Origin of the sequence: Iamia sp. (assembly GCF_035575815.1) — a bacterium.
GTDB lineage: Bacteria > Actinomycetota > Acidimicrobiia > Acidimicrobiales > Iamiaceae > Iamia.
The window spans coordinates 1-2,897 of record NZ_DATLXO010000027.1 but is presented as its reverse complement, the minus strand read 5'-3'; the positions used below and the strand labels follow the sequence as shown (position 1 = coordinate 2,897).

The 2,897-nt window shown below is 71.9% G+C and carries 3 protein-coding genes; 1 reads left to right on the top strand and 2 read right to left on the bottom strand.

From position 1 onward, the window contains the following. Positions 1 to 1,528: ABC transporter substrate-binding protein (locus VNL12_RS02345; RefSeq protein ID WP_325591178.1), on the top strand; the 1,528-nt coding region annotated here is incomplete at its 5' end. A 58-nt stretch (positions 1,529 to 1,586) separates the two neighbouring features. On the opposite strand, the gene VNL12_RS02340 is transcribed toward VNL12_RS02345, so the two are convergent. Beyond that, positions 1,587 to 2,408: a DegV family protein gene (locus VNL12_RS02340; protein WP_325591176.1), complete on the bottom strand. Its 822-nt coding sequence runs from the start codon at positions 2,406 to 2,408 to the stop codon at positions 1,587 to 1,589. Beyond that, positions 2,405 to 2,897, bottom strand: a 493-nt coding sequence (locus tag VNL12_RS02335) for a glycerol-3-phosphate acyltransferase (protein ID WP_325591174.1), incomplete at its 5' end; no start/stop codon positions are given. The genes VNL12_RS02340 and VNL12_RS02335, both read right to left, overlap by 4 nt.

Below are 2,897 nucleotides of genomic sequence, written 5' to 3'. Positions count from 1 at the left end.
GGTGCGGGGCGGGTCGGTGACCTACGGGCTCGAGGCCGAGACCGGTGACGGGTGGTGCCTGCCGGAGTCACAGCTGGCGATCTCGGGGATCTTGGTGGCCCGGGCGATCTTTGACACGTTGACGGCGCCGAACGCCGATGGCGAGATGGTGCCGTACCTGGCGGAGTCGGTGGAGCCCAACGAGACGTTCGACGAGTGGACGATCGGACTGCGCGAAGGGGTGACGTTCCACGACGGCTCGGAGCTGACCGCCGAGGTGGTGAAGAACACCCTCGACGCCTCCCGGGGCCAGTACGAGGGACGGGCGGCGTTGTTGTTCATCTTCGTGCTCGACAACATCGACACCGTCGAGGTCACCGACGACCTCGAGGTGACGGTGACCACCAAGGTGCCGTGGGCGGCGTTCCCGGCGTTCCTGCACGCGAGCGGCCGGTTGGGGATCATCGCCCAGGCGCAGCTCGACAACGCCGAGTCCTGCGACCGGGACCTGATCGGGACCGGGCCCTTCGAGGTCGAGAGCTGGGATCCGGGGCGGGAGTTCGTGGCCACCGCGAACGAGGACTACTGGCAGGAGGCCCCCGACGGGGAGCCGTACCCGTACCTCGATGAGATCCGCTTCGTGCCCATCGTGGAGGCCGAGCAGCGGGTCAACTCCCTCGAATCCGGTGAGATCGACCTCATGCACGGCACCGGCGCCCAGGACACCATCACCCTCGACGGCCTGGAGGAGGACGGCGTGGTGAAGAACCGCGACTCCGAGGACAACGCCGAGGTCGGGTTCTTGCAGATGAACTCCTCCAAGCCGCCGTTCGACGACGTCCGGTTCCGTCGGGCCCTCGCCCACGGGCTCGACCGGGAGGACTTCACCGAGGTCATCACCCGCGACCTGTTCACCATCGCCTCGGGCCCGTTCGCCGAGGGGGCCGTTGGGTACCTGGAGGACGCCGGCTATCCCGAGTACGACCCCGAGGAGGCCGAGGCGCTGATCGCCGAGTACGAGGAGGAGGTCGGCCCGATCCGCCCGATCACCTACCAGGCCACCCCCGGCGCCGCCACCCAGGAGATCGCCGTCTACATCCAGCAGGCCCTCGGGGAGATCGGCGTCGAGGTCGAGCTCGAGACGGTCCAGCAGGACAAGCTCATCGACAACGCCATCAGCGGCGAGTTCGACATCATGGGCTTCCGCAACTACCCCGGCAGCGACCCGGACCTGCTCTACGTCTGGTTCAGCAGCACCTCGCCGGCCAACTTCGGGCGCATCAAGGACCCCGAGATCGACAGGTTGCTCGACGAGGGCCGCTCCGAGCCCGACCCCGACACCCGGGAGGAGATCTACGAGGACCTCAACCGCCGGTTCGGTGAGCAGGTGTGGAGCCTCTGGGCGAACTGGACCACCTGGCGCATCGCCACCCAGCCCGGCGTGTTCGGCCACACCGTCGAGACCCTGCCCGCCCTGCCGGATGGCAGCGACCCGTTCGAGGGCCTGGCGACGGGCCACCCCGTCCACGGCCTCTGGGTCGAGGAGTAGACGGCGCTCGGGGATGCCGCCGGTCCGCCCAGGGCCCGGCGGCACTCCGCCGGGTGGGTCAGCGAGGCGCCCACACGGCGCCGACGGTGCCCGGTCCGGAGTGGGCGCCCACCGACGGGCCCACCTCGTAGCGGACGAGCTCGTCGACGCCGGTGACACCGCCGAGCGCGTCGGAGAGGCGCGTGCCGAGGTCGGGTCGATCCGCGTCACCCACGCCGACCCGCAGCGATCGACCCGTGGCCGCGCATCGGACGTGATCGGCCATCTGGGCGATGGCGTCGTCGACGTCGGCCGCGGCGCCGAGGTCGACGAACCCGCCGGGCCCGAGGCCGAGGATCGTCGTGGTCCCGTCCTCCGGCGCGGCATCGCCGAAGCGTCCTCCCCGGCGCGCCAGCTCGGGGGCGCCCACGATGAACACGCTGTCGACCACCGCCGCAATGGCGCGCGCGGCGGTGGCGGTGGCGCTCACCTCCGCGCCCTGGTCGCGCGCCTCGCAGGCGGCGGCGACACACAGAGCGACCGGGAACGACACCGTTGCGGTGTCGACGAGCTCCACCGGCACCGGGCACTCCTCGGCGGCGATGCCGGCGGGGGCGAGCACTGCGGAGTAGGCGGACCCAGTGTGGATCGCCACGATGTGGCTGGCCCCGGCATCGACCGCCGCCCGGTACGTGGTGAGCAGGTCGCCGGGCGACGGAGCGGACGTGGTGACCTCGGCGCCGGCGGCCAGCCGCCGGTAGAACTCGGCGGTCGAGAGCTCGACGCCCTCCTTGAACGGCGCGCCGTCGAGGACGACGGTCAGCGGGGCCACGAGGACGCCCCAACGCGCCAGCCAGCTCGGGGGCAACATCGACGCGGAGTCGGTGACGACGGCGATCACGATGTCGCCCGCCGTGCCGCTCGGAACTTGGTGAGGATCATCGCGGACGATACCGCCGCGAACCCGACGAGCGCCGGTCCCGGATGAGGGCCCCATGCGTTGGGCAGGCCCCGGCGCCACCACAGCACTGCCGCCGCGGTCCACACCGCGCACGACACCTGCGTCGCCCGCTCGGCGTGCTGGACCCTCGATGCGGTCAGGGCGGCCACGGCGGCGTCGATCGGGAAGTAGGCGGGGAACACCGCCAGACAGGCGCCGGCGGAGGTGGCGACGCCCTTGCCGCCCCGGAAGCCGTTGCTCACCGGTGCGATGTGCCCGGCGATGGACGCGGTTGCCGCCACGTATCCACCGGTGTCGCCGGCAAGGGCCCGACCCACCAGGCCGGCGGCGACGCCCTTTCCCATGTCGGCGCCGAGCACGGCCAGGCCCCACCGGTTCCCCAGCACCGCGGCGGCGTTGGCCGCGCCCGGGTTGCCGCTGCCCGACGCG